The sequence below is a fragment of the Streptomyces sp. NPDC054796 genome (assembly GCF_053611545.1).
Map to the genome: position 1 here is coordinate 156,869 of NZ_JBSHAO010000009.1, position 24,206 is coordinate 181,074.

Sequence of the window (24,206 nt, forward strand, 5' to 3'; positions counted from 1 at the left end):
CATGTCCCTGGACCACCGCCTCTCCCCCGAGCACGAGGAACTGCGCCGCACTGTCGAGCAGTTCGCGCACGATGTCGTGGCCCCGAAGATCGGGGAGTTCTACGAGCACCACGAGTTCCCGTACGAGATCGTCCGGCAGATGGGCGAGATGGGCCTGTTCGGGCTGCCGTTCCCCGAGGAGTACGGCGGCATGGGCGGCGATTACCTCGCCCTCTGCCTCGCCCTGGAGGAGCTGGCCCGGGTCGATTCGTCGGTGGCGATCACCCTGGAGGCCGGGGTCTCCCTCGGCGCCATGCCGGTCCACCGCTTCGGGACGGAGGAGCAGAAGCGCGAGTGGCTCCCCCGCCTGTGTTCCGGTGAGATTCTCGGTGCCTTCGGCCTGACCGAGCCGGAGTGCGGTTCCGACGCGGGCGGGACCCGTACCACCGCCGTCCTGGACGAGCGGACCGGCGAGTGGGTGATCAACGGCAGCAAGTCCTTCATCACCAACTCCGGTACGGACATCACGGGCCTGGTCACCGTCACCGCCGTGACGGGCCGCAAGGAGGACGGCGCGCCCCGGATCTCCTCGATCATCGTCCCCTCGGGCACCCCCGGCTTCACCGTCGCCCCGGCGTACTCCAAGGTCGGCTGGAACGCCTCGGACACCCATGAGCTGTCCTTCTCGGACGTCCGGGTCCCCGCGGCGAATCTGCTCGGCGAGGAGGGCCGGGGCTACGCGCAGTTCCTCCGCACCCTCGACGAGGGCCGTATCGCCATCGCAGCCCTGGCCACGGGCCTGGCGCAGGGCTGCGTGGACGAGTCGGTCTCCTACGCCCACACCCGGCACGCCTTCGGGAAGCCCATCGGCGCCAACCAGGCCATCCAGTTCAAGCTGGCCGACATGGAGATGCGCGCCCACACCTCGCGCATCGCCTGGCGGGACGCGGCGTCGCGGCTGCTCGCGGGCGAACCGTTCAAGAAGGAGGCGGCGCTGGCCAAGCTGTATTCGTCCGAGTCCGCGGTGACCAACGCACGCGAGGCCACCCAGATCCACGGCGGATACGGCTTCATGAACGAGTATCCGGTGGCCCGCATGTGGCGGGACTCGAAGATCCTGGAGATCGGGGAGGGCACGAGCGAGGTGCAGCGGATGCTGGTCGCCCGGGAGTTGGGCGTCGGATAATCACCGCATGGCGGAAATCACCCAGCGCGCGGGGGCATGGACCTTCGACGGGGACACCGTCCGCATCGTGCCGGGAGCGGAGCGGCACGTGCACCAGTTGCGCAGGTCACTGGGGGAAGTGGCGGTGCCCCTCACGGCCGTGGCGGGAGTGGCCTACGAGCCCGGCCGCAAGGGCGGCCGACTCCGGCTGCGTCTCCGCGACGGCGCCGACCCGCTCTCCCAGGTCGCGGGCGGCAGACTGCCGGACGCCTCGGACCCGTACCAACTGGCGGTGGAGAAGGACCGCACGGGCGTCGCGGAGTACTTCGTGGACGAGGTCCGCAACGCCCTGCTGCTGGAGCGCGTCCCGGACACGCCCTGCGACCGCTATCTGCTGCCGGGCCCGTCCGTGCCGCTCACCGCGAACGGCACGGACGGCACCGCCGGCTTCGACGGGGAACGCGTCCAGATCGAATGGAACTGGATGGCGGAGGAGAGCAAGGCGCACAACGGACGCCGCGTCTTCACCCTCCAGGAGCTGGAGGGCGTCGAGTGGACCCCCGCGATCGGCTGGGAGAGCGGCAGCCTCCGCTTCCGGCCCAAGGGAAAGCACCCCGTGCTCAAGCCCCAGCTCGACCCCAACTGCCTGATGCTGTGGGGCGTCCGGCAGAACCGCGAGAGCGGCGGCTCGGTGCTGCTGGCCGCGGCCGTCGTCGCCCGCCTCCCGCACCCCCAGGGGCACGGCCCGCACGGCGGCCACGGTCCCGGTCACGGGCCGGGCCCCGGACATGGATACGGGTACGGGTACGGGCATGGGCGCGGATACGGCCCGGGGTACGGGCGCGGCCCGCACGCCCACGCCGCGCACCCCTCCCCCGGCGCCACCCCGGACAGCGGCAGCGGCACCCCCGCCCTCGCGGGCAGCGACGCACCGGACGACGCGTACGGACAGCACGGGCAGCACCGGGAACGGGACGCCTCGGGGCACGACGTACTGCTGCGCCGGTTACGGGAACTGGGCGAGCTGCACAAGGGCGGCGTCCTGACCGACGAGGAGTTCGCCGCGGCGAAGAAGTCCGTCCTCGACCAGTTCTGACCCCCTGCCTCCACATCGGGGCCCCACAACGGACCCCGCGTCCTCAACGGTCAGCGGTAGCGGGCCACGGCACCTGCGGCGAGCGCCAGTAGTCGATGCCCAGCCGCTCCCAGCGCGGCGCCTGCTGCGCCAGCCGCTCCTTGTACGGGTCCCAGCCGTGCGTCGAAGCGGGCGACCAGCCCAGTTCCGCGATGCCCGGCAGCCGGGGGAAGGCCATGAACTCGACCTCGTCGCTCGTGTCCAGCGTCTCCGACCACAGCGGCGCCTCGACCCCGAGCACCGCCTCGCCCGGCGCGCCCTTCACATAACTGCCCGGATCCCAGTCGTAGGACTGCCGGACCTCGACATAGCCCGCCCAGCTCAGCCCGTACGGGGTGTCCTTGTCGTACTTCATGTCGAGGTAGGAGCGGTTGGCGGGCGAGAGGATCAGCCGGGTGCCGTTCTTCGCGGCCTCCGCCACCTCCGCCTCCTCGCCTGTCGTCCCCCAGTACTGCGCCACGGCGCCCTCGTCGGGCCCGGCGCCCGTCAACTGGTGCCAGCCGACGACCGTCTTGCCGTACTTGGCGACAATCTTCTGCGCCCGGTCCATGAACGCCACGTAGTCCTCGTGGCTGGTGGAGTGGGCCTCGTCGCCGCCGATGTGCAGATACGGGCCCGGCGTCAGCGCGGCGATCTCGCGCACCACGTCGTCCACGAAGTCGTAGGTGATCTCCTTCGGCACGCACAGCGAGCTGAAGCCGACCTCGGTACCGGTGTAGAGCGGAGGCGCTACGCCGTCGCAGTTCAGCTCCGCGTAGGAGGCGAGGGCGGCGTTCGTGTGGCCCGGCAGGTCGATCTCGGGCACGACGGTCAGATGGCGGGAAGCGGCGTAGCGCAGGATCTCGCGGTAGTCGTCCTTGGTGTAGTAGCCGCCGGGGCCTCCGCCGACCTCGGTGCTGCCGCCGTACGTCGCCAGCCGCGGCCAGGAGTCGATGGCGATGCGCCAGCCCTGGTCGTCGGACAGGTGCAGATGCAGCGTGTTGATCTTGTAGAGCGCGAGCTGGTCGATGTAGCGCTTGACCTTGTCCACGGAGAAGAAGTGCCGGGACACGTCCAGCATGGCGCTGCGGTACGCGTAGCGGGGCCGGTCGGTGACGGTGCCGCCCGCCACCTGCCACGGGCCCGGTCGCTCGCTGCGCGACTCGACCTCGGCCGGCAGCAACTGGCGCAGCGTCTGCACCCCGTGGAACAGCCCGGCGCCGGTCGGCGCGCTGATCACGGCCGCCTTACGGGACACGTCCAGCCGGTACCCCTCCTCCCCGAGCCCGCCCCCGACGTCGCCCCCGTGGCCCTCATCCGTGAGCCGGAGCTGGATGCCGTCGCGGCCCGGTTCGGTGGTGACGGGCAGCGCGTAGCCGGTGGAGGGGCGCAGCAGCGCGGCCAGAGCGCGCGCGGCCTCGCGGGCCTCACGGACCTCGCCACCCGAGCTGCCCGAGCCGCCCGAGCCGCCCGTCACCCGGATGGGGGTCCGCTCGCCGAGGGTGAAGGGCGCCCCGCCCTCCCGTACGGACGCCGGAGCGGGGATCACCTGGTCCAGCGGCCGTGGCGGACCGTCCGCTCCGGCGCCCACGGAAGGCGGGGCGACGGCCACGGCCGCCGATCCCGGCAGCGCGGCGGCGAGGAGGGTGACGCACAGCAGCAGCGGTCTGAGTCGTCTCACGAGCGGTCCCTTCGACGGTACGAGGGCTACGTGACAAGAGGGCCCCGAGGAGGGGGTGCGTGTGCGGAGTGCGACCGAGCGATCACTCACTCGTACCGCGCACCCCTCCAAGGGTCAAGGTGCAGACCATCCCCCGCCCCACTTGGTGGGCCCGGACGATATAAACACGCCACGCCTGCCCGATATCGGGCAGATTTCTTGCATAAGACGTGAGGAGCCCGCAGTATCGACGAATGCTCGAAGCCCGGACACCGGTCCATGACGACCTCATCGACCACCTGGCCCGCACCACACCGCTCCAGCGCGGCGAAGCGGCCCGGGTCGTACTCGACGTCCTGGCGTACTTCGACGAGACGACGGAAGAGTTCGTCCGCAGACGTCACCGTGAGATGCAGTCGGGCGGGCTGACCAACGCGGACATCTTCGAGCGGATCGCGGCCGAACTGCCGCACCGCGCGGTCGCGCCACCGGACCTCACACTCCGGCAGTTGCGCCGCATCGTCTACGGCTGACGCGACAGCGGCACGGCACAGCAGCACCGGCGCCAGCAACGGCGACACGCACGCAAGCAAGCAGCACAGGTACAAGCAGTACAGGTACAAGCAGTACAGGGCGAGGGAGAGGCGACAGCCGGCATGTGCGGAATCGTGGGATACATCGGCAAGCGCGAGGCGGCACCCCTGCTGCTGGAAGGCCTCCAGAGGCTGGAGTACCGGGGCTACGACTCCGCCGGTATCGCCATCCACAGCAGCGGTACGGGCAAGAGCGCGGGCCTCAAGACGGCCAAGACCAAGGGCCGGGTCCGCGACCTGGAGGACCGCCTCCCCAAGCGCTTCGCCGGCGCCACCGGCATCGCCCACACCCGCTGGGCCACCCACGGCGCCCCGAACGACGAGAACGCGCACCCGCACCTCGACGCGGCCGAGAAGGTCGCCGTCGTCCACAACGGCATCATCGACAACGCCTCCGAGCTGCGCGCCAAGCTCACCGCCGACGGCGTCGTCTTCCTCTCCGAGACGGACACCGAGGTGCTGTCCCACCTGATCGCACGCGCCCAGGCCGAGACGCTGGAGGCGCGGATCCAGGAGGCGCTGCGGCACGTCGAGGGCACCTACGGCATCGCCGTGCTGCACGAGGACTTCCCCGACCGGATCGTCGTGGCGCGCAACGGCTCCCCCGTCGTCCTGGGCATCGGCGAGCACGAGATGTTCGTGGCGTCCGACGTCGCCGCGCTCGTCTCGCACACCCGCCAGGTCGTCACCCTCGACGACGGCGAGATGGCCACCATCAAGGCCGACGACTACCGCACCTACACGACCGAGGGCTCGCGCACCTCCACCTCGCCCGAGACCGTCGAGTGGGCGGCCGAGTCGTACGACATGGGCGGCCACGACACGTACATGCACAAGGAGATCGCCGAGCAGGCCGACGCCGTGGACCGCGTGCTGCGCGGCCGTATCGACGACCGCTTCGCGACCGTCCACCTCGGCGGCCTCAACCTCGACGCGCGCGAGGCCCGCACCATGCGCCGCGTGAAGATCCTGGGCTGCGGCTCCGCGTACCACGCGGGCATGATCGGCGCCCAGTTGATCGAGGAGCTGGCGCGCATCCCCGCCGACGCCGAGCCCGCGAGCGAGTTCCGCTACCGCAACGCGGTCGTGGACCCCGACACCCTCTACATCGCGGTCAGCCAGTCGGGCGAGACCTACGACACCCTGGCGGCCGTCCAGGAGCTGAAGCGCAAGGGCGCCCGCGTCCTCGGAGTCGTGAACGTCGTGGGCTCGGCCATCGCGCGCGAGACGGACGGCGGCGTGTACGTGCACGCGGGCCCGGAGGTCTGCGTCGTGTCCACCAAGTGCTTCACCAACACCGCCGTCGCCTTCGGCCTGCTCGCCCTCCACCTGGGCCGCATCCGCGACCTGTCGGTGGCGGACGGAAAGCGCATCATCGCGGGCCTGCGCAAGCTGCCCGACCAGATCGCCGAGGTCCTGCGCGCCGAGGGCGAGATCGAGAAGCTGGCCGCCGACTACGCGCAGGCCAAGAGCATGATGTTCGTCGGCCGCGTACGGGGCTACCCTGTGGCCCGCGAGGCGTCGCTGAAGCTCAAGGAGGTCTCGTACATTCACGCCGAGGCGTACCCGGCCTCCGAGCTGAAGCACGGCCCTCTCGCGCTCATCGAGCCCGCCGTGCCGACGGTCGCGATCCTCCCGGACGACGATCTGCTCGACAAGAACCGCGCCACCCTGGAGGAGATCAAGGCCCGCAGCGGCAGGATCCTCGCCGTCGCGCACCAGGAGCAGGAGAAGGCGGACCACACGATCGTGGTACCCCGCAACGAGGTCGAGCTGGACCCCATCCTGATGGGCATCCCCCTCCAGCTCCTCGCGTACCACACGGCGCTGGCCCTGGGCCGGGACATCGACAAGCCCCGCAACCTGGCGAAGTCCGTCACGGTGGAGTGACCCGGACGCCCCTGGCGTCCCTGGCACCCTGTGGCACTCCCAGTGAACGTACGGGCGGGGTCCCGCGCAGGCCACCAACTGCGCGGAACCCCGCCTCCCCTGTGCCGGCGTCGCCCATTACGCCGGCGGGTGGGCTGCCGTACGGGACCGTCACCTCCCGTGCGACAGCACGTCCTTCCGGTGTTTCCGGCCCTACCTTTATGCCCCTCACAAGCGCACAATCCACCTCTACGCATGGGTAGATTTATCGATTGTCCGGTCATGAAACTCCCGTAGGGAGACGGGACTTGGAATCGCCGCCACGGGGAAGGGCAAACCGGGCGGCCGACATGCCGCGCGACACCCGCGCCGCGTCGCTGACGCGACTACGGAATCACCACGACCGGACGCTGCGCACGCCGCGCCAGCCTGCCCGCGACCGAGCCGAAGATCCGGCCGACGAGGCCGTGCGTGGAGCCGACCACGATGGCGTCCGCCTCGTACTCCTGGCCGACCTCTTCCAGCTCGTGGCAGATGTCGCCGCCCCGCTCGACGAGGATCCAGGGGACCTCGGAGAGGTGATCGGCGCAGGCCAGCTCCAGGCCCAGCACCTCGGTACGGTGGTCGGGGACGTCCACGAAGACGGGTGGCTCACAGCCCGCCCACACGGTGGTGGGCAGCCGGTTGGCCACATGGACGATGATCAGTCCGGAGCCGGAGCGGTTCGCCATGCCGATGGCGTAGGCGAGAGCGCGCTCGCTCGACATGGAGCCGTCGAAACCGACGACGACGCCGTGCTGAAAGGCCGGATCGCAGGAGTGGCGCGGTTCTTCCGCCGCCTCAGGCGTCACCGCGTGATCGGCGACCTGCTTACGGTCCGCTGGTTCGGGGATCTCGTGTCCAGCCATGATGTCTCGGCGAAGGGAGTCCTGTGTGCGGAGGAACGGCGGTTGACGTGTGCGCTCTCGTGAGTGGCTGAGGTGATGACGACCGGGAATAGCCTTTTCAAGTCCCTACCCCAAGGGTACGGCGGTACTCCCCCCTTGCCCAGGGCCCGGGGAGCTGCTGCCGGTCGAACGCTGACCCCGGAGCATGCCTCAGGGGCGGCCTTCGCGCAATGCCCCGCAGTGCCCCTTACAGTCCGCCCGGCCGGTTCTCCGCCGGTTCCCCGGCGGCCCTCCGCCCTGTCCGAGATCTTTCGCCACGCGGGCCGCGCAGGCCTCCGCCACCACGGCGGCCGGGGGCGGCCGGGCCCTCCGGCCCTGACGGGCGGGCCCCGCACACCCCCGTGAGTACGCCCCGTATGCCGTAGTGACCGGCACGAAGGGCCCGCGTTAGGCACGGCGTGCCCGTACTCCCGCACGATTCCGCCGCCCCACGCCCCGCCCCGCGCCCGGCCCCACGCTCCGCCTCGCGCCCCACCCCGCGTCTCGCCCCACGCCCCGCCTCCCGTCGCGGCCGCCGCCGCAGCCCCTCCCGCCCCGGCTCGCGCACGCGCGCCTACGCGCACACGCGCGCGTACGAGCCACCCGAGGGCCGCCCGCACGCCGCGCGATCCCGCGCCGACGCGGCGTGGTCCGGCTCGCGGGATTCGGCCGATCCGGTGACGGAGATCGTCCGCTGGGGTGCGTTCAGCAGCGCGCTCGTCCTGGTCGTTCTGCTGGTGTGCGGCTCATCGCCGCTGGTCGCCTTCGGTACGTCCATCGGACTGGTCGGCATCACCGCTGCCTGCCGGGCGCTCTTGCGCCAGTCGGAGCGCACGTACACGCGGCTGGCCGCCGAGCAGGCGGGCCCGCACCGGGGGCGGCACGGACGCACGGGCGCGGGGGCACACCGCGGGGGTCGACAACCGACGCACATCTGACCAGAGTGCGTAGTTCACTCCGGCGCACGAAAGCGGCTGAGTGGTGCGCCCGTGGAGTGACCTGATCGCACGACTGATCCCCCTCGTTTTTCGGCCAACTTCCGGCCGAGTACAGCCGCTTGTCGTGGGCTCCCCTCAACAGCCCTTTCACCAGGGAGGAAAGGACCACCGGGCACGTGTGCGCCCTATGGCGACGGGGCAGGGACGGCATGCGCACTTCCCAGCGGCGGCGCCGAGTGGAACGCTTCGTGATCGAATGCTTCACGCCAAGTTGCCTTATCGACATAACGTCGGGTGCCGAACTGGTCCCGCCAACCTCATCCGACACAGTAGATTCGATCTTGGCTATCGCCGCGGGGGAGACGTGTAGACCGAGAGGACGCGACGATTGAGGGGGGCTTAGTTCCAATGAGCCAGGACTCCACGAACGGCCCGGCGACGACCCGCAAGCTGGCCGCGCGCCGCCGGCGCGAGATCGTGGCGGTGTTGCTCTTCAGCGGTGGTCCCATCTTCGAGAGCTCCATCCCGCTCTCCGTCTTCGGCATCGACCGCCAGGACGCGGGTGTCCCGCGCTACCGGCTGTTGGTGTGTGCGGGCGAGGACGGGCCGCTGCGTACCACCGGTGGGCTCCAGCTCAGCGCACCGTACGGGCTGGAGGCACTCTCCCGCGCGGGCACCGTCGTGGTCCCCGCATGGCGCTCCATCACCCAGCCCCCGCCCACGGCGGCGCTGGACGCACTCCGCCGCGCGCACGAGGAGGGGGCGCGCATCATCGGTCTCTGCACCGGCGCTTTCGTGCTCGCCGCGGCCGGACTGCTGGACGGACGCCCCGCGACGACCCACTGGATGTACGCGCCGACACTCGCCAAGCGCTATCCCGCCGTCCACGTCGATCCCCGTGAACTGTTCGTGGACGACGGCGACATCCTCACCTCCGCCGGCACCGCCGCCGGGATCGACCTGTGCCTGCACGTGGTGCGCACCGATCACGGCGCCGAGGCGGCGGGCGCGCTGGCACGGCGCCTCGTGGTGCCACCGCGCCGTGGCAACGGCGCGGAGACCGGCGGCCATCCACGACATCTCGACCGCTCCTTACCAGAGGAAATCGGAGCCGATCCGCTCGCGGAGGTCGTGGCCTGGGCGCTGGAGCACCTGCACGAGCAGTTCGACGTCGAGACGCTCGCCGCACGTGCCTATATGTCCCGCCGGACCTTCGACCGGCGCTTCCGTTCCCTGACTGGGAGCGCTCCCCTCCAGTGGCTGATCACCCAGCGGGTCCTCCAGGCCCAGCGGCTGCTGGAGACGTCCGACTATTCGGTGGACGAGGTCGCGGGCCGCTGCGGCTTCCGCTCGCCCGTCGCGCTGCGCGGCCACTTCCGGCGCCAGCTCGGCTCCTCCCCCGCCGCCTACCGGGCCGCCTACCGCGCCCGGCGGCCGGACGCGGGTGCCGAGGACGTGCGGACGGAGTCGCTGGGCCACGAGCACCCCGGCCCCGTCCCGGGCCCCAGGCCGCCGGAGCCGCTCCGCGAGCTGCGGGACCCGAGGGAGGTCAGGGAGGCGCGGGAAGCCCGGGAGATGCGGGAGGGGCGCGACTTCCGTGAGCCCGGCCACGCCGCGCACATGGGCCACGCCGGCCAGCTCCGTGAACCGAGGGAGGCGCGAGAAACCAGGGAGGCGCGAGAGGCCAGGGAGACCAGGGAGACGAGGGAGGGACGCGGAGGCCGCATCGAACCGGGCAAACCGGATTCCGACGTCTACGCTCCACGGCTGCCGGGGCAGCGCGGGCGCAGCTCGGGCTGAGCGTCGGACGTAGGGTGAGGCGCATGAACGATCGCATGGTGTGGATCGACTGCGAGATGACGGGGCTCTCGCTGTCCGACGACGCGCTCATCGAGGTGGCGGCCCTGGTCACCGACTCGGAGCTGAACGTGCTCGGTGACGGTGTGGACATCGTCATCCGGCCCCCGGCCCGCTCCCTGGTGGCCATGCCCGAGGTGGTGCGCGAGATGCACACCGCCTCGGGCCTGCTCGACGAGCTGGACGAGGGCACGACGCTGGCCGACGCGCAGGAGCGCGTCCTCGCGTACATCCGCGAACACGTTCCGGAGCCGGGCAGGGCACCGCTGTGCGGGAACTCCGTCGGCACCGACCGCGGCTTCCTCGCCCGTGACATGCCGGAGCTGGAGGGCTACCTCCACTACCGCATCGTCGATGTGTCCTCGGTCAAGGAGCTGGCCCGCCGCTGGTTCCCGCGCGCCTACTTCAACAGCCCGGAGAAGAACGGCAACCACCGCGCGCTCGCGGACATCCGCGAGTCCATCGCCGAGCTGCGCTACTACCGCGAGGCGGTCTTCGTCCCCGCGCCCGGACCGGACTCCGACGCGGCGAAGAAGATCGCGGCGAAGCACGTGCTCCCCCGCGCATGAACCTGTGAGCGAGCACCCCCGCTGACCCTGTACACTCTTTCTCGGCCGGTCAGAAAAGCGCCGGTCATGGTGGATGTAGCTCAGATGGTAGAGCACCTGGTTGTGGTCCAGGATGTCGCGGGTTCAAGTCCCGTCATTCACCCTGAGAGGCAAGGCCCCCGGTCCGGGAACGGACCGGGGGCCTTCTTCGTGCGCGGGGCCGGTGGGGGCGCCGGGGCCCGGTCAGTCGGACGGGTCCGGCTGGTCGAACTCTGTCTCCAGGAGATCGAGTATGCGGCTCTCCTCCGGCCTCTCCGCCTCGTCCCCCGAGTTCGGGTCGGAGTCGGCCAGCAGGGCGTCGTCGTGGATGTCGGGTGTGGCGTCCGTCGGGTCGATGGTCATGGTTCCTCCGTGAGCGCGGGGCGTGCGGGCTCCTCGGCCCACGCTCAACGATCTACACCGTTCCCGGCCGCCCGGCACCCCGGGCGGTCCGTACGGGCCTCGCACCGCCCAGCAGCCATGACGTGCGTCACACCAGGCGGACGCCCTTTCTGGCCAGGTAGGCCACCGGGTCGACGTCGGAGCCGTAGCCGCGCTGGGCCCGTACCTCGAAGTGGAGGTGCGGGCCCGTGGTGCGCCCGCTGTTGCCGGAGCGGCCGATCAAGGTTCCGGCGCGCACGTGCTGGCCCCGCTGGACGGTGATCCGCGACAGGTGCGCGAAGAGCGTGTAGTGGCCGTCGTGCATACGGATCGTGACGGCCTTGCCGTAGGCGCCGGACCTTCCGGCGAAGACCACCGTGCCCGAGCCGACCGAGCGGACCGGGGTGCCCCTGGGGACCGCCAGATCGATGCCGGTGTGGTGGCCCGCCGCCCACTTCCCCTTGATGCCGTACTTCTGCGAGACGCGGCCGCCCGCCACGGGGCTCGCCCAGCCGCCCAGGTGGGTGAGCGCGTGAGCCTGCCCGGGGGCACGGGGGTGCGTCTGCGCCGCGACGGCCGTGTCGGCGGCCCCGGCGACGAGGAGGACGGCCGCCAGCGCGCCGCTCGCCGGACCGGCCCGGCGACGGCGTGCCCCGGCCGCTGTTCCTGCCCCGTGTCGCGTTTCTGAGGTCATATCAGCTAAGCAAAGGGCAGGGAGCGTCGGCCCGCATCCGGGCACTGTCCGGAGGAGTGACCGGAACCGGAGGAGTGACCGGAAGCCCGAGGGGCCCAAGAGCGCCGAGGGGCACGGTTACTCGTCGGGGCACCACCACAGGAAGCAGCCGTCGTCCCCGTCGCCCGTGGGGGTGGGGCTCGGCTCGGGTGCGGGCGGCGGCGCGGTGGTGCCAGGACCGCTCGTACGGGTGGGCGCCGGCCCCTCCGCACCGTCGCCGCCACCGCCCCCGGGAGCCCGGCCGTCGTCGGTGGCCTCGGCGGGGTCCGCCGTGGCGCCGCCCGGGGCGCGCCCGTCCGGCGTGCCGGTGGCGTCGCCGGCGTCGGCCGACGGTGTCGCGGAAACGGAAGCGGAACCAGACCTGTCCCCGTGCCCCGGCGAGGCGGACGTGCGCACCGCCGAGGGCGGGGTGGCCGAGGGCGACACGGCCGACGGGCCCTCGCCCACGGGGTGTTCGTCGGGGAGGACGTCGCCCACCTCGACCGCCGCGCCCGTGAGGGCGAGCCCCACGGCGAGGCCGAGCAGGACGCGCCGTCGCCGCTGTTTCGTACGGGACACGCGGTGCGCGGCGGGTCTGCGGCGACGGGACATCGCGTCACCGTACTTCCGTTCGCACGGGGCACCCCCTGGCGGGGTGCCGCCGCCCCACTTCCTTCACAGCATCCCAACGGTCCTCACGGCTGCCCCGGCCTCACCGGTGGTTCAAAGTCCCGAAGCCACCGGTTCGTTCCCGAAGCCCCGCCTCTCAGGACGAACCCCGGCGGACCAGCTCCGTCGGGAGCACCAGCCGGGGCCCCGGTGCCCTGGCCCCGGCCCCGCCCGCGGGGAGCGGCGGGCGGTCCCTGCGCCCCCGCGCGCCCGGCTCCCGTGCCATCAGCTCCAGCAGGGTCCTGGCCATCGCGCGCCCCATCTCCTCGATGGGCTGGCGCACCGTCGTCAGCGGCGGGTCCATGTGGCGGGCGACGGCCGAGTCGTCGAAGCCGACGAGCGCCACGTCGCCCGGCACGGTCCTGCCCGCCTCGCGCAGGGCCAGCCTGGCACCGGCGGCCATCACGTCGGAGGCGCAGAAGACGGCGTCCACGCCGGGCTCGCGCTCCAGCAGCTCGCGCATCGCGCGGTGGCCGCCCTCCTCCGTGAAGTCGCCGTGCGCGGTGAGCCGTTCGCCGTCCTCGCGGCCCGCGGCACGCATCGCCTCGCGGTAGCCCTCCAGGCGGCACTGCGCCACGTACATGTCGAGGGGCCCCGTGATGGTGGCGACGGCGCGCCTGCCGCGCCCTATGAGGTGCTCGACGGCCTGCTGTGCGCCGCCCTCGTTGTCGCAGTCGACGTAGGGCACGGTCTCCCCGCCGGAGCGGCGCCCGTTGAGCACGGCGGGCATCTCGATGCGCTCCAGCAGGTCGGGCAGCGGATCGTCGGCGTGCACGGAGATGAGGAGCACTCCGTCGACACGATGAGCGGTGACGTACTGCGCGAAGCGGTCGCGCTCGCGTCGGCTGCGTATGAGTGTCAGCAGCAACTGCATGTCCGTGTCGGCCAGTTCCGCGCTGACGCCGCGCAGGATGCCGGAGAAGTACGGCTCGGCGAAGAGCCGGGTCTCGGGCTCGGGGACGACGAGCGCGATGGCGTCGGCGCTCCCGGCGGCGAGGGCGCGCGCCGCGCGGTTGGGCACGTAGCCCAGTTCGGCGACGGCCGCCTGTACTGCGGCGCGGGTGCGGTCGCTGACGCGCGGCGAGCCGTTGATCACCCGGGACACGGTGCCCCGGCCGACCCCCGCGCGGGCGGCGACCTGTTCCAGCGTGGGCCTCGCACCTCCGGCGCGGCCCGTGCGGACTACGGCCATGCTGCCTCCCCCTCATGGACATGTTCCCCGTCGCTTCCCCCGCCGTGCGCGGCGCGGGTGCGGGCCCTGCCTGTCATGCTGCCCGCTCGCGCGGCGCGCGCGGGGCCGTGCCGTACGGGACGGCCCCGCGGGGGCGCGCGGGGCGCGGGCGCGGGATCCGTACCGTCGGGATCATTGAACTACACCCCGCCGTGAGCAAGTTGCTGCCACATGCCTTGACACCCCGCGAGGGCTCCGGGACTCTTCAACTCATCACGACTGGGAGCGCTCCCAACGTACTTCCCCTCTACACAACCCGTACGTTCGGGAGGACGCCAACATGCGCATCGACAGCCGTACCTCCCCGCGCCGCCACCTGCGCCGCCGCCTCGCCGCGTCCGTCCTCACGGCCGCGCTAGGGGCAGGTCTGCTGGGGGGCTGTGCGGAGGACAGCGAAGACGCCGGGTCCGGGGACAGCGGCGGCAAGGGCGGGACCGTGGTCTCGGTCGGTGTCTTCGGTGTCTTCGGTTACAAGCAGGCCGGGCTCTATGACGAGTACGAGAAGCTCAACCCCGGTGTGACCATCAAGGAGAACTCGACCGAGCGCAACGAGGACTATTACCCGGCGCTCCTCAACCACCTCACCGCGGGCAGCGGCCTCAGCGACATCCAGGCGGTCGAGGTCGACAACATCAACGAACTGGCCACCCTTCAGGCGGACAAGTTCGTCGACCTCGGCAAGGCGCCCGGGGTGGAGAAGGGCGACTGGCTCGACTGGAAGTGGGACCAGGCCGCCACCGAGAGCGGCAGCACCATAGGGCTGGGCACGGACATCGGCCCCATGGGCATCTGCTACCGCAAGGACCTGTTCAAGAAGGCCGGGCTGCCCACGGACCGCGACGAGGTGGGCGAGCTGTGGGCGGGCGACTGGAGCAAGTACGTCGACGCCGGCGAGGACTACATGAAGAACGCGCCCGAGGGCACCGCCTTCATGGACGGCGCCGCGGGCCTCTACAACGGTTCCGTCTCCAGTTACGCGAAGAAGAACTACACGGCCGGGGGCAAGCTGATCTACAAGGACAGCGAGGCCGTCAACGAGTCCTGGGACCTGGCCATGCGCGCCGTCGAGGGGAAGATGACGGGCAAGCTGAAGCAGTTCGACAAGGCGTGGGACCAGGCGTACGCCAACGGGACCTTCGCCAGCGTGATCTGCCCGCCCTGGATGCTCGGTTACATCAAAGAGAAGGCGGGCGACAAGGCCGAGGACCAGTGGGACGTGGCCCCCGCGCCCAAGCCGGCGAACTGGGGCGGCTCCTTCCTGACCGTCCCGGAGAAGGCCAAGAACAAGGAAGAGGCCATCAAGCTCGCCACCTGGCTGACCGCTCCCCAGCAGCAGGCGAAGCTCTTCCAGAAGCAGGCCAGCTTCCCCAGCTCCTCCACCGCGCTGGAGTTGCCCGAGGTGAAGGACGCCAAGCACGCCTACTTCGGTGACGCGCCCATCGGGAAGATCTTCTCGGACGCCGCCAGGGGCATCCCGACGGCCGTCCTCGGCCCGAAGGACGGGCTCATCAAGCAGACCTTCACCGACGTGGGCATCCTCCAGGTCGAGCAGCAGGGCAAGTCCCCCGAAGAGGGCTGGGACGCGGCTGTGAAGAAGATCGATGACGTCGTCGAGGACTGACCGCATCCCGGGAACGGGTCCGGACTCGGGTCCTGACCGCACGGACGGCTCCCCCGGCCCGCGCACGACGCGGGCACGGGGAGCCGGACGGGCAGGCCGGGACGGGCCGGGGGGCGGCGGGACGCGCGCGGGCGGCACGGGGCGCTCGCGCGCGGCGGAACGCCGCAGCCGCCGCTACCGGCGGGACGCGAAGTGGAGCCCCTACGCCTTCATCTCGCCGTTCTTCCTCTTCTTCGCCGCCTTCGGTCTCTTCCCGCTGCTCTACACGGGCTGGGCCTCGCTCCACAAGGTCTCGCTGCACAGCCCCACCGACATGGAGTGGGCCGGGCTGCACAACTACTCCCGGCTGCTGGAGGACGAGTTCTTCTGGAACGCGCTGCGCAACACGTTCACCATCGGGGTCATCTCGACGGTGCCGCAGTTGCTGATGGCGCTGGGCCTGGCGCATCTGCTCAACTACCGGCTGCGCGGCAGCACCTTCTTCCGCGTCGCGATGCTCACCCCGTACGCGACGTCCGTCGCCGCCGCGACCCTCGTCTTCACGCTGCTCTTCGGGCGGGACTACGGGATGATCAACTGGGCGTTCGGGCTCGTCGGCATCGACAACATCGACTGGGAGAACGGCACCTGGACGTCCCAGCTCGCGGTCTCCACCATCGTCATCTGGCGCTGGACGGGCTACAACACGCTGATCTACCTCGCCGCCATGCAGTCGGTGCCGGACGACCTGTACGAGTCGGCGGCCCTCGACGGTGCTTCGCGCTGGCAGCAGTTCCTGCACGTCACGGTGCCGTCGCTGCGGCCGACGATCCTGTTCACCGTCGTCGTCTCGACCATCGGCGCCACCCAGCTCTTCGGTGAGCCGCTGCTGTTCGGCGGCTCGCAGTCGGGCGGGGGCTCGCACCAGTTCCAGACGCTGGGCCTCTACCTGTACGAGCAGGGCTGGTTCAACTTCCACCTCGGCCGGGCGTCCGCCATCGCCTGGACGATGTTCCTGATCCTGATCGTGATCGGCCTGCTCAACTGGCTGATCGCCCGACGGCTCCAGAAGAGCCACGGAGGGGGTCCGTCATGACGACGCGGAGTGCGCTCGCCGTACGGGCCGAACGCGGCGACGAGGAGCCGGACGACGGGCGCGGCGGAGCCGGTCGCGGACGGGGCACCCGCGGACGCGGCAGCGGTCGCGGGCGCGGAGGACGGGCACGGCGCGCGCGGCGGACCGGTGCGGCCGGTTCCGCCGGGCGGCACCTGCACGGGGGCAGGCTGACCTACGCCGTGCTCGTCCTCTTCACCCTCGGTTCCCTCTTCCCGCTGGTGTGGACGGCGATCGCCGCGTCCCGCAACAACCAGCGGCTCGCCGAGACCCCGCCGCCCTTCTGGTTCGGCGGCAACCTCCTGAAGAACCTGGGCACCGCCTGGTCCGACGCGAACATGGGCAAGGCTCTGGTCAACACGGTGTTCGTCGCGGGGGCCGTGTCGGTCAGCACCGTGCTGTTCGCCACGCTCGCGGGGTTCGCCTTCGCCAAGCTCCGCTTCCGTGCGAAGAACACCCTGCTCCTGCTGGTGATCGGCACGATGATGGTGCCGCCGCAGCTCAGCGTCGTGCCGCTGTTCATGGCCATCGCCGAGCTGGAGTGGACCAACCAGCTCCAGGCCGTGATCCTGCCGACGATGGTGAGCGCCTTCGGGGTGTTCTTCATGCGGCAGTACCTGGTGAGCGCACTGCCCACCGAGCTGGTCGAGGCCGCCAGGGTGGACGGGGCGCACAGCCTGCGCGTGGTGTGGCACATCGTCTTCCCCGTCGCCCGCCCGGCGATGGCCGTCCTGGGGATGCTCACCTTCGTGATGGCCTGGAACGAGTTCTTCTGGCCGATCATCGCGCTCACCCAGGAGAACCCGACCGTGCAGGTCGCCCTCACCGGGCTCGGCCAGGGTTACATCCCCGACGAGTCCGTGATCATGGCCGGTGCCCTGCTGGGCACGCTGCCACTGCTGATCGCCTTCGGCCTGTTCGGCAAGCAGATCGTGGGCGGCATCATGCAGGGCGCCGTCAAGGGATGAGGCCAGGGGCGGCCCGGCCCACGTCCCCGGCCCGGGCCGCCCCGCTCCCCCGTCCGGCTCCACCCGCACCCGTACGCACTCTCCGCACCCGCACCGCACCCGTACCTCCAACCCTCGTACGCTCGCGAATGGGAGCGCTTCCATGACATTGACCTCCGAGGTGTCCACCTCCTCCGTACAGTTCCCCACCGACTTCCTGTGGGGCGCGTCCACGGCCGCCTACCAGGTCGAGGGCGCCACAGGGGAGGACGGCAGGACCCCCTCGATCTGGGACACGTTCGCGCACACCCCGGGAAAGGTGCTCGGCGGTGACACGGGCGACGTGGCCTGCGACCACTACCACCGCTTCCGGGACGACGTGGAGCTGATGTCCCGGCTCGGCCTCGGCGCCTACCGCTTCTCCGTCTCCTGGTCCCGCGTCCAGCCCATGGGCCGGGGCCCGGCCGTGCAGCGCGGACTGGACTTCTACCGCGCGCTGGTCGACGCGCTGCTGGCGAAGGGCATCACCCCCGTGCTCACCCTCTACCACTGGGACCTCCCCCAGGAGCTGGAGGACCTCGGCGGCTGGCCCCACCGCGACACGGCCCACCGCTTCGCGGACTACGCGCGGCTGGTCGCCGACGCGCTCGGCGACCGCGTCGAGCTGTGGACCACACTCAACGAGCCCTGGTGCAGCGCCTTCCTGGGCTACGGCTCCGGCGTCCACGCCCCGGGCCGCACCGACCACGTCGCCGCACTGCGCGCGGCCCACCACCTCAACCTCGGCCACGGCCTCGCGGCCCAGGCCCTGCGCGCCGCGCTCCCGGCGCGCGCCCAGCTCATGGTGAGCCTCAACCCCGCCGTCGTACGGGCCCGCACGGACTCGCCGGAGGACAGGGACGCGGCCCGTCGCGTCGACGCGCTGGCCACCCGCGTCTTCACGGGGCCCATGCTGCGCGGCGCCTACGACGACGACCTGTTCGCGGACACGGCGCGGCTGACCGACTGGTCCTTCGTGCGGGACGGGGACACGGCGACGGCCGGGCAGCCCCTCGACGGGCTCTGCCTCAACTACTACACGCCGTCCCTGGTCTCCGCCGCGCCGCTCGACGGCACCGTCGAGCGCCACGACGGGCACGGGGACAGCGCGCACTCGCCGTGGCCCGCGGCGGAGGGGGTGGCGTTCCACCAGCCGCCCGGGGCCAGGACGGAGATGGGCTGGAGCATCGACCCGTCGGGGCTGACCGACCTGCTGCTGCGCTTCCACGACGAGGTCCCGGGGCTGCCCCTCTACGTCACCGAGAACGGCGCCGCCTACGACGACGTACCGGACGCGGAGGGCCGCGTGCACGACCCGGAGCGTGTGGCGTACGTGCACAGCCATCTGGCCGCCGTCCACCAGGCACTGGCCGGGGGCGCGGATGTGCGGGGCTACTTCCTGTGGTCCCTGCTGGACAACTTCGAGTGGGCCTACGGGTACAGCAAGCGCTTCGGCGCCGTACGGGTCGACTTCGGGACACAGCGGCGCGTGCCGAAGACCTCCGCGCGCTGGTACGCGGAGGTGGCCAGAACGGGCGCGCTGCCCGACGTCGCGGAGGTCCCCGAGGCGGCCGACGCGGCCGACGTGACCGGTGCGGCGGAGACGGAGGCGGCGCCGGACGAGCGGTAGCGGACAGAGGGGGGCGGGGCGCAGCGGGTGGGGGGAGTGGTGCTTCCGCTGCGCCCCGCTCCGTGCCGGGGTCCTGGGGGCGACCCCGGGTGGGGGGTGGTGGTTCTGGGTCTGCGGGGTGTTCAGCCGTCGCTCAGCCGGTGAACGCCTTCGTGAAGTCGAAGTCGCCCTGCTCGATGCTGGAACACGTCGGGTCGGCCTGGTCCTTGGGGCCGCCGGGGCACGCCTTGTCGCGGGTGCCCGACCACATGGACAGCCAGCCCATGCCCTTCTCGTCGGCGAACTTCCGCACCTCGGTGGCGTCCTCGGGCTTGAAGACCTCCACGACCACGTCGTTGACGCCGATCATCGGCGTGATGGCCACGGTCTTCCACGCCTCGGCGTCGTCCTCGATGCCGAGCGACTCCTTGACCTGCTTCTGGGTGGCGGTCGCCGCCTGGGTCGCGTACTCGCCCATGTCGCCGTCGTAGGACGGGCCGTAGTCCATCGCCATGATGTTGACGGCGGAGACCTTGACCCCGTTCGCCTTGGCGTCCTCAAGCAGGGCGACCCCGTCCTGGGTGAGGCCCTCCGGCATGACGGGGAGGGTGAAGGAGACGTCCAGGTCCTGGTGGGACTTCTGGAGCGCGGCGATGGCCTTGGCGCGCTTGGTGTTGGCGGCGGTGTCGGGGAGGGCGCCGCCCTCGATGTCGAAGTCGGCCTTCTTCAGGTCGTAGGTGTCCACGACCTTCGCGTACGCCTTCTCCAGCTCCTCCGCCGAGCCGCAGGCCAGGCCGAGTTCGGAGCCGTTGGCGCCGCCGAAGGAGACCCGTACGTCGCCGCCCTTGGCGCGCAGCTCGTCGATCTGCTGGGCCACCGGGTTGTCGCCGAGGTCCTGGGTGCCGCCCCACTTGGGGGTGCAACCGCCGTCGGCGGCGGTGACGAAGGCGAGGTTGTACTCCTTGACGCCGGTCGCCTCGGCGCTCTTGAGCAGGTCGTACGAGGGCTGGAGCGAGGTGTCGACGTAGGGCGCGAAACCGGTTCCGGCCGCTGCCGCCTCCGTGCCCTCTCCGGCCGAGGTCGTGCCCGCCGTCGCGTTGGCGGCGAGCACGAAGCCCCCGCCCGCCACGATGGCCGCTGCCGCGGCTGCCCCGGTCAACTTCACTCTGCGGCTGGTACGGCGGCGGTGTCCGGCGTTGTTCGTCATCGTGGTGCTGCCTCGCTCATGTGGGGGGACATGGGAACGAGCAGCACGCTAGCTCCGCCGAATCGGACATTTAACCGGTACGGGACGGCAGTCGCGGACCTTATGACGCCCTTAAGGCAGCGAAAAGGACGCGCTGAGCCTCGAAGGTACGTTGGCGCCGGAGAGGCGCCTGACGGGCCGGTTCAGACCCGGCGTCGTCCCGGCAGAAGGTGCCCGTGCCGTCGGCGGGAGGTCCTGCGGTGGGCCCGTACCGCGCTGAAACGGCCCCCACCGTGCAGCGCCAGCCACACCCGTACCTCGGTACCGCCCAGCACCGAACGCCCCAGCCGCACATCCCCGCCCGTCGACTCCGCGACCCGGCGCACGATGTCGAGGCCGAGCCCCGTCGAACCGGGGCCGCCGTCGCCGTGGCCGCGGCGCAGGGCCGCGGCCGGGTCGGCGATGCCGCGGCCCGCGTCCGAGACCAGGATGATCACGGCGTCCTCCGCGCTGTGCACGTCGACCGAGAAGGCCGTGCCCTCGGGCGTGTGCCGGAAGACGTTGCCGAGCATCGCGTCGAGCGCGGCGGCCAGCTCGGCGCGCGCGACCGGCACCCGCACCGGGCGCTCCACCCCGGCGAGCCGCACCTCGCGGCCCTCGTCCTCGGCCAGCGCCGACCAGAAGCCCATCCGCTCCCTGATCACCTCGGCCGCGTCGCTCCCCGAGGCGACGCCCGCGCCGGGCGACTGCGCACGCTGTTCCCGCGCGGTGCGGATGATCTGGTCCACCTCGCCCTCCAGTTGGGCGACGGCCGAGCGCGTCTGCTCGGCCGCGTCGCCCTCGCCCAGAGAGGCGGCGTTGAGCCGCAGCACGGTCAGCGGGGTGCGCAGCCGGTGCGAGAGGTCGGCGGCCAGTTCGCGTTCGTTGGCGAGGAGCTGGACGACCTGGTCGGCCATGGAGTTGAACGCGACGGCCGCCGAGCGCAGCTCCGTCGGCCCCTCCTCGGGCACCCGCACCCCCAGCTTGCCCTCCCCCAGGTCGTGCGCGGCGCCTGCCAGCCGCTCGGCGGGGCCGACCATGCGGGTGCCGAGCCGGTCGGCGACCGCGACCGAGCCGACGACGAGCGCGAGCCCGACGCCCGCGAGGACCACCCACGCCGTGGTGACGCCGTTGCCGACCTCGTCGTCCGGTACGAAGACCTCGACCACGGCCACCTTTCCGCTGGCCACGGCGGTGGGCTGGAGCAGCGCGAAGCCGCCGGGCACCGAGACGCTGGACGCGCGGCCCAACCGCTGCGCCGTCGCCAGGTCGCCCTCCGACGCGCGCCGCTCGCCGACGACCACAGGCGCACGTTCCTTGGCACCGGCCGTGCCCGGCACACCGGGCACGTGCACCGCGAGCCGCCCGTCCGCACCCGCCTGCGTGCTGGCCACGGCGCGCTTGAGCGCCTGCCGGTCGGTGGTGATCGCGAGCGCGGGGCCGACGGCCGCCGCCTGCCGCTCCGCGTTCGAGAACGCGCGGTCGCGGGCCATCTCCTTGACGACGAGCCCGAGCGGTACGGCGAAGGCCACCACCACCATGACGGTCACGGCGAGGCACACCTTCACCAGCGCCCATCTCACGGCCCGGGCTCCCCTGCCTCCCCTGCCGCCCCGGCCCCTCCGGCGTCCCGCGGCGGCTCCAGCTTGACGCCGACGCCGCGCAGGGTGTGCAGATAGCGCGGGCTGGCGGCGGTCTCGCCGAGCTTGCGCCGCAGCCAGGACAGGTGCACGTCGATGGTCTGGTCGTCCCCGTAGGACTGCTGCCACACCTCGGCCAGCAGCTCCCTGCGCGCGACGACGACACCGGGGCGCCCGGCGAGGAACGCCAGCAGATCGAACTCGCGCCGCGTCAGGTCCAGCAGCGCCCCGTCCAGCTCCGCCTGCCGCCGCAGCGGGTCGATGGCGAGCCCGCCCACACGGATGACGCGGTCCTCGGCGACGGCCCCCGGCGCCCCCGCACCGCCGCGCGAGCGGCGCAGCACGGCGGCCATGCGCGCGGAGAGGTGCTCGACGGAGAAGGGCTTGACGAGGTAATCGTCGGCGCCGTCGTTGAGGAGCCGGACGATCTCGGTCTCGTCGTCGCGGGCCGTGGCGATGATGACGGGTACGTCGGTGATCCCCCGAAGCATCTTCAGCGCCTCGGCGCCGTCCAGATCGGGGAGCCCGAGATCGAGAATGACCACGTCGAACCCGACGTGTGCCACCTCACGCAACGCCTCCAGCGCCGTGCCCACACTGCGCACGGTGTGGGACGCCTCGGTGAGGTGCCGTATGAGGGCGGAGCGTACGAACTGGTCGTCCTCGACCACGAGCACACTTGCCATGGGCGGAACCGTACGCCATTACAGTGTGCGGGATGCAACGACGAGGACTGGTGCACGCGGCGGCGTGGACCCTGGCCACGGGGGCTGCCGTCACGCTGTCGTGGTTCGGTGTCCACACCGTGCTGTCCGGTACGGCCTACGATCCGCCGCGCGCCCTCCCCTTGTCCGAAGCGTCGCCCTCGCAGGCCGAGCCCCGCGCCTCCTCCACCCACCGGCCCAAGCCCTCACCCTCCTCCGCGAAGCCCTCCACGAGCGCTCCCCGCAAGCCGTCGAAGCCACCCGGAACCGGCTCCTCCTCCAAGAAGCCGTCCACCGGTTCCCGCAGCCCTTCGGGGGCGGCACCCGAGGGGAACGTGGAGGGCGAGACCGTCGCGGGAGGGCGCGCCGTCTTCGACATGGGTGAAGCTTCGGCCTCGCTGGTGTCGGCGACGCCGCACGCGGGCTGGGACATGAGGGTGTGGCGTGCCGACCACTGGATCCGTGTGACCTTCACCAAGGGCGACACGTCGTCCTCGGTCTTCTGCCGCTGGGACGACGGCCCGCCCCGCCTCGAGACGTTCGAGGGCTGACCGCCCCGTCCCCGACCGTCAGCGGAAGGCGTTCTCGGGCGGCAGGGGCGAGGGCTTCGCCGTCGCGTCCCTGACGGGTCCTGCACCGGCCGCGAAGTCCGCGAGCGCCTTGCCGTGCTCGACGCGCGCGGGGTGCGGGTCGCCCGCTGCGCGGCGCGTCAGATCGGCGACGGGCAACTCGCCGTCGGAGGCGAGGAGTACGGCGTTCCCGAAGCGCCGCCCCCGCAGCACGGCCGGGTCCGCGACGAGACACGCCCCCGCGAAGACCGCGCGCACGGTGGCGACCTGGGCCCGCATGTACGCGAGCGGCGCCTCACCGGAGCCGCCCGTACGCGACGAACGGGAGGGCCCGTCTGCGAGGTTGGCCGCGTAGTAGCCGCCGGGCCGCAGCACGCGGCGTACCTCGTCGAGGAACTCGGTGGTGGTGAGGTGCGCGGGGGTGCGGGCTCCGCTGAACACGTCCGCGATCACGAGGTCGGCCCAGCCCTCGGGGAGCTTCCCGAGTCCGGTGCGGGCGTCGCCGCCGCGTACCCGTATCCGCCACTCCCGTTCCAGCGGCAGCCACTCGCGCACGAACGCCACCAACGGCGCGTCCACCTCCACGACCTGCTGTGTGGAACGCGGCCTGGTGGCGGCGACGTAACGGGCGAGGGTGAGCGCGCCCCCGCCGAGGTGCAGCACCCGGACCGGGCGTCCCGGGGGCGCCACGAGGTCGGCGACGTGGCCGAGTCTGCGCTGGTACTCGAAGCCGAGGTGCGCTGGATCCGCCAGATCGACGTGCGACTGGGGGGCGCCGTCCAGGAGCAGCGTCCAGGCGCGGGCCCTGTCCGGGTCGGGCAGCAACTGCGCGAGCCCGCCCTCGACGTCCGCGCTCAGCGCCTCACGCGCCTGCCGCCCCCGCGCTCGCCCTCGCCGTCTGTCGTTCGCCACGTGGCCAGTATCGCCGAGGGCACGGTGCCGCGCGGTGCGGGGCGAACGCGGTGCTGTGCACGTGTGTGCCGTGCTGTGCTGTGCTGTGCGTGCTGGCGGGCGGGGGTGCTCCTGGACGGTGCGCGGCGCGGTGGGCCCTTCCACGTTTCCACCGCGCCGCGCGCCC

General features: G+C 71.9%; 22 protein-coding genes and 1 tRNA gene. 13 read left to right on the top strand and 10 right to left on the bottom strand.

The window, feature by feature from the left end; translation table 11 throughout:
- The first annotated feature begins 1 nt into the window (after nucleotide 1).
- Together ACWGJ2_RS10515 and ACWGJ2_RS10520 are read left to right on the top strand one after the other, a co-directional pair.
- Nucleotides 2–1,165 (top strand): acyl-CoA dehydrogenase family protein, encoded by a 1,164-nt coding sequence (locus ACWGJ2_RS10515; protein WP_453345676.1) that lies wholly within the window; start codon nucleotides 2–4, stop codon nucleotides 1,163–1,165.
- Between the two features lie 7 nt (nucleotides 1,166–1,172).
- Entirely contained in the window at nucleotides 1,173–2,240 is a 1,068-nt protein-coding gene (locus ACWGJ2_RS10520) for a DUF4429 domain-containing protein (RefSeq protein ID WP_453345614.1), read from the top strand.
- Nucleotides 2,241–2,283: 43 nt separating this feature from the next.
- Here ACWGJ2_RS10520 and ACWGJ2_RS10525 read toward each other — a convergent pair whose 3' ends face one another.
- Nucleotides 2,284–3,939, bottom strand: a complete 1,656-nt coding sequence (locus ACWGJ2_RS10525; protein ID WP_453345615.1) for a family 20 glycosylhydrolase — start codon at nucleotides 3,937–3,939, stop codon at nucleotides 2,284–2,286.
- Nucleotides 3,940–4,172: 233 nt separating this feature from the next.
- On the opposite strand from ACWGJ2_RS10525, the gene ACWGJ2_RS10530 reads away from it, so the two are divergent.
- Both ACWGJ2_RS10530 and glmS read left to right on the top strand, forming a co-directional pair.
- Entirely contained in the window at nucleotides 4,173–4,451 is a 279-nt protein-coding gene (locus tag ACWGJ2_RS10530; RefSeq protein WP_453345616.1) for a hypothetical protein, read from the top strand.
- Between the two features lie 123 nt (nucleotides 4,452–4,574).
- Nucleotides 4,575–6,401 carry a glutamine--fructose-6-phosphate transaminase (isomerizing) gene (glmS, locus tag ACWGJ2_RS10535; protein WP_453345617.1) on the top strand — a complete coding sequence of 609 codons (1,827 nt, stop codon included), beginning with the start codon at nucleotides 4,575–4,577 and terminating at the stop codon, nucleotides 6,399–6,401.
- 365 nt (nucleotides 6,402–6,766) lie between these two features.
- Here the strand turns inward: glmS and ACWGJ2_RS10540 are convergent, their stop codons facing one another.
- Nucleotides 6,767–7,288, bottom strand: coding sequence for a universal stress protein (locus ACWGJ2_RS10540; RefSeq protein ID WP_453345618.1), 522 nt, complete (start codon nucleotides 7,286–7,288; stop codon nucleotides 6,767–6,769).
- A gap of 695 nt (nucleotides 7,289–7,983) precedes the next feature.
- Between ACWGJ2_RS10540 and ACWGJ2_RS10545 the strand changes: the two genes are divergently transcribed.
- The 4 genes from ACWGJ2_RS10545 to ACWGJ2_RS10560 all read left to right on the top strand — a co-directional run bounded on the left by ACWGJ2_RS10545 (nucleotide 7,984) and on the right by ACWGJ2_RS10560 (nucleotide 10,812).
- Nucleotides 7,984–8,244 (top strand): hypothetical protein, encoded by a 261-nt coding sequence (locus ACWGJ2_RS10545; protein ID WP_453345619.1) that lies wholly within the window; start codon nucleotides 7,984–7,986, stop codon nucleotides 8,242–8,244.
- A 408-nt stretch (nucleotides 8,245–8,652) separates the two neighbouring features.
- Nucleotides 8,653–10,044: a helix-turn-helix domain-containing protein gene (locus ACWGJ2_RS10550; protein WP_453345620.1), complete on the top strand. Its 1,392-nt coding sequence runs from the start codon at nucleotides 8,653–8,655 to the stop codon at nucleotides 10,042–10,044.
- Between the two features lie 23 nt (nucleotides 10,045–10,067).
- Nucleotides 10,068–10,670 carry an oligoribonuclease gene (gene orn, locus ACWGJ2_RS10555; protein ID WP_453345621.1) on the top strand — a complete coding sequence of 201 codons (603 nt, stop codon included), beginning with the start codon at nucleotides 10,068–10,070 and terminating at the stop codon, nucleotides 10,668–10,670.
- 69 nt (nucleotides 10,671–10,739) lie between these two features.
- Nucleotides 10,740–10,812 (top strand) — tRNA-His (locus ACWGJ2_RS10560).
- Nucleotides 10,813–10,892: 80 nt separating this feature from the next.
- Here ACWGJ2_RS10560 and ACWGJ2_RS10565 read toward each other — a convergent pair.
- The 4 genes from ACWGJ2_RS10565 to ACWGJ2_RS10580 all read right to left on the bottom strand — a co-directional run bounded on the left by ACWGJ2_RS10565 (nucleotide 10,893) and on the right by ACWGJ2_RS10580 (nucleotide 13,642).
- On the bottom strand, nucleotides 10,893–11,051 hold the full coding sequence (locus tag ACWGJ2_RS10565; protein ID WP_453345622.1) for a hypothetical protein: 159 nt from the start codon (nucleotides 11,049–11,051) through the stop codon (nucleotides 10,893–10,895).
- A 127-nt stretch (nucleotides 11,052–11,178) separates the two neighbouring features.
- A complete protein-coding gene (locus ACWGJ2_RS10570) occupies nucleotides 11,179–11,763 on the bottom strand; it encodes a murein hydrolase activator EnvC family protein (RefSeq protein ID WP_453345623.1) in 585 nt (194 codons plus the stop codon).
- Between the two features lie 117 nt (nucleotides 11,764–11,880).
- Nucleotides 11,881–12,393 carry a hypothetical protein gene (locus tag ACWGJ2_RS10575; RefSeq protein WP_453345624.1) on the bottom strand — a complete coding sequence of 171 codons (513 nt, stop codon included), beginning with the start codon at nucleotides 12,391–12,393 and terminating at the stop codon, nucleotides 11,881–11,883.
- A 154-nt stretch (nucleotides 12,394–12,547) separates the two neighbouring features.
- Nucleotides 12,548–13,642: a LacI family DNA-binding transcriptional regulator gene (locus ACWGJ2_RS10580; RefSeq protein WP_453345625.1), complete on the bottom strand. Its 1,095-nt coding sequence runs from the start codon at nucleotides 13,640–13,642 to the stop codon at nucleotides 12,548–12,550.
- A gap of 319 nt (nucleotides 13,643–13,961) precedes the next feature.
- Between ACWGJ2_RS10580 and ACWGJ2_RS10585 the strand changes: the two genes are divergently transcribed.
- The 4 genes from ACWGJ2_RS10585 to ACWGJ2_RS10600 all read left to right on the top strand — a co-directional run bounded on the left by ACWGJ2_RS10585 (nucleotide 13,962) and on the right by ACWGJ2_RS10600 (nucleotide 19,011).
- On the top strand, nucleotides 13,962–15,302 hold the full coding sequence (locus ACWGJ2_RS10585; RefSeq protein ID WP_453345626.1) for an ABC transporter substrate-binding protein: 1,341 nt from the start codon (nucleotides 13,962–13,964) through the stop codon (nucleotides 15,300–15,302).
- The gene (locus tag ACWGJ2_RS10590) at nucleotides 15,283–16,377 is read left to right on the top strand and encodes a carbohydrate ABC transporter permease (protein WP_453345627.1); all 1,095 of its coding nucleotides are present in this window, start codon (nucleotides 15,283–15,285) and stop codon (nucleotides 16,375–16,377) included. The genes ACWGJ2_RS10585 and ACWGJ2_RS10590 overlap by 20 nt, the downstream gene beginning before the upstream one ends.
- The gene (locus ACWGJ2_RS10595; RefSeq protein WP_453345628.1) at nucleotides 16,374–17,363 is read left to right on the top strand and encodes a carbohydrate ABC transporter permease; all 990 of its coding nucleotides are present in this window, start codon (nucleotides 16,374–16,376) and stop codon (nucleotides 17,361–17,363) included. The genes ACWGJ2_RS10590 and ACWGJ2_RS10595 overlap by 4 nt, the downstream gene beginning before the upstream one ends.
- Before the next feature lie 142 nt (nucleotides 17,364–17,505).
- A complete protein-coding gene (locus ACWGJ2_RS10600) occupies nucleotides 17,506–19,011 on the top strand; it encodes a GH1 family beta-glucosidase (protein WP_453345629.1) in 1,506 nt (501 codons plus the stop codon).
- Between the two features lie 133 nt (nucleotides 19,012–19,144).
- On the opposite strand, the gene ACWGJ2_RS10605 is transcribed toward ACWGJ2_RS10600, so the two are convergent.
- The 3 genes from ACWGJ2_RS10605 to ACWGJ2_RS10615 all read right to left on the bottom strand — a co-directional run bounded on the left by ACWGJ2_RS10605 (nucleotide 19,145) and on the right by ACWGJ2_RS10615 (nucleotide 22,541).
- A complete protein-coding gene (locus tag ACWGJ2_RS10605; protein ID WP_453345630.1) occupies nucleotides 19,145–20,197 on the bottom strand; it encodes a chitinase in 1,053 nt (350 codons plus the stop codon).
- Nucleotides 20,198–20,379: 182 nt separating this feature from the next.
- Nucleotides 20,380–21,798 (bottom strand): ATP-binding protein, encoded by a 1,419-nt coding sequence (locus ACWGJ2_RS10610; protein WP_453345631.1) that lies wholly within the window; start codon nucleotides 21,796–21,798, stop codon nucleotides 20,380–20,382.
- The gene (locus ACWGJ2_RS10615; protein WP_453345632.1) at nucleotides 21,795–22,541 is read right to left on the bottom strand and encodes a response regulator transcription factor; all 747 of its coding nucleotides are present in this window, start codon (nucleotides 22,539–22,541) and stop codon (nucleotides 21,795–21,797) included. The genes ACWGJ2_RS10610 and ACWGJ2_RS10615 overlap by 4 nt, the downstream gene beginning before the upstream one ends.
- A 32-nt stretch (nucleotides 22,542–22,573) precedes the next feature.
- Here ACWGJ2_RS10615 and ACWGJ2_RS10620 point away from each other — a divergent pair, with 32 nt between their 5' ends.
- A complete protein-coding gene (locus ACWGJ2_RS10620; RefSeq protein ID WP_453345633.1) occupies nucleotides 22,574–23,110 on the top strand; it encodes a hypothetical protein in 537 nt (178 codons plus the stop codon).
- An 18-nt stretch (nucleotides 23,111–23,128) separates the two neighbouring features.
- On the opposite strand, the gene ACWGJ2_RS10625 is transcribed toward ACWGJ2_RS10620, so the two are convergent.
- The gene (locus ACWGJ2_RS10625) at nucleotides 23,129–24,040 is read right to left on the bottom strand and encodes a spermidine synthase (RefSeq protein WP_453345634.1); all 912 of its coding nucleotides are present in this window, start codon (nucleotides 24,038–24,040) and stop codon (nucleotides 23,129–23,131) included.
- Nucleotides 24,041–24,206 lie beyond the last annotated feature (166 nt).